Origin of the sequence: Modestobacter sp. VKM Ac-2978, assembly GCF_026968025.1 — a bacterium.
Classification (GTDB): Bacteria; Actinomycetota; Actinomycetes; order Mycobacteriales; family Geodermatophilaceae; genus Modestobacter.
Map to the genome: position 1 here is coordinate 1 of NZ_JAPVBP010000014.1, position 1810 is coordinate 1810.

Sequence of the window (1810 nt, forward strand, 5' to 3'; positions counted from 1 at the left end):
GCGCGTCCGCTCCTTGAGAACTCAACAGCGTGCCGAAAGTCAGTGCCATATATCAATACCCCCATTCGGCGTCCTTCGGGGTGTCGTTGGGATTCCTTTGGTTGATTGAACGAGAGTGCCAACTCTCGGTCTCAGCTGCGATCAAATCATCTACGGAGAGTTTGATCCTGGCTCAGGACGAACGCTGGCGGCGTGCTTAACACATGCAAGTCGAGCGAGGCCCATCCTTCGGGGTGGTGCCCTAGCGGCGAACGGGTGAGTAACACGTGGGCAACCTGCCCTCAGCTCTGGGATAACTCCAAGAAATTGGTGCTAATACCGGATGTGACCGCTGACCGCATGGTCTGGTGGTGGAAAGATTCATCGGCTGAGGATGGGCCCGCGGCCTATCAGCTTGTTGGTGGGGTAATGGCCCACCAAGGCGACGACGGGTAGCCGGCCTGAGAGGGTGACCGGCCACACTGGGACTGAGACACGGCCCAGACTCCTACGGGAGGCAGCAGTGGGGAATATTGCGCAATGGGCGAAAGCCTGACGCAGCGACGCCGCGTGAGGGATGACGGCCTTCGGGTTGTAAACCTCTTTCAGTAGGGACGAAGCGAAAGTGACGGTACCTACAGAAGAAGCACCGGCCAACTACGTGCCAGCAGCCGCGGTAATACGTAGGGTGCAAGCGTTGTCCGGAATTATTGGGCGTAAAGAGCTCGTAGGCGGTCTGTCGCGTCGGCTGTGAAAACCCGAGGCTCAACCTCGGGCCTGCAGTCGATACGGGCAAACTAGAGTACTGCAGGGGAGACTGGAATTCCTGGTGTAGCGGTGAAATGCGCAGATATCAGGAGGAACACCGGTGGCGAAGGCGGGTCTCTGGGCAGTAACTGACGCTGAGGAGCGAAAGCGTGGGGAGCGAACAGGATTAGATACCCTGGTAGTCCACGCCGTAAACGTTGGGCGCTAGGTGTGGGGGCCATTCCACGGTCTCCGTGCCGCAGCTAACGCATTAAGCGCCCCGCCTGGGGAGTACGGCCGCAAGGCTAAAACTCAAAGGAATTGACGGGGGCCCGCACAAGCGGCGGAGCATGTTGCTTAATTCGATGCAACGCGAAGAACCTTACCTAGGCTTGACATGCACGGAAATCTGTCAGAGATGGCAGGTCCTTTAAAGGGTCGTGCACAGGTGGTGCATGGTTGTCGTCAGCTCGTGTCGTGAGATGTTGGGTTAAGTCCCGCAACGAGCGCAACCCTCGTTCTATGTTGCCAGCACGTGATGGTGGGGACTCATAGGAGACTGCCGGGGTCAACTCGGAGGAAGGTGGGGATGACGTCAAATCATCATGCCCCTTATGTCTAGGGCTGCAAACATGCTACAATGGCCGGTACAAAGGGCTGCGATACCGCGAGGTGGAGCGAATCCCAAAAAGCCGGTCTCAGTTCGGATTGGGGTCTGCAACTCGACCCCATGAAGTTGGAGTCGCTAGTAATCGCAGATCAGCAACGCTGCGGTGAATACGTTCCCGGGCCTTGTACACACCGCCCGTCACGTCACGAAAGTCGGTAACGCCCGAAGCCGGTGGCCCAACCCTTGTGGAGGGAGCCGTCGAAGGCGGGATCGGCGATTGGGACGAAGTCGTAACAAGGTAGCCGTACCGGAAGGTGCGGCTGGATCACCTCCTTTCTAAGGAGCACTGGCCGCCACACTCGTGTGGTGGTCCAGAGCCGTGCGCGGACCGTGAAGTGCCTTCAATTGTGGGGGTGCTCGGGTGTTCGTGACGGAGCTCAAGGGTGGAACGCTGACCAGTTCGGCCAGGCGCTC

General features: G+C 58.7%; 2 rRNA genes (1 of these 2 cut by a window edge). Both read left to right on the top strand.

The annotated features are described in order from the left end of the window. Nucleotides 1-149: 149 nt before the first annotated feature. A 16S ribosomal RNA gene (locus O2W53_RS23750) occupies nucleotides 150-1672 on the top strand. Nucleotides 1673-1703: 31 nt separating this feature from the next. Further along, nucleotides 1704-1810, top strand: a 23S ribosomal RNA gene (locus tag O2W53_RS23755); it runs 2892 nt beyond the window's last position. Together the 16S and 23S rRNA genes form the textbook arrangement of a ribosomal RNA operon.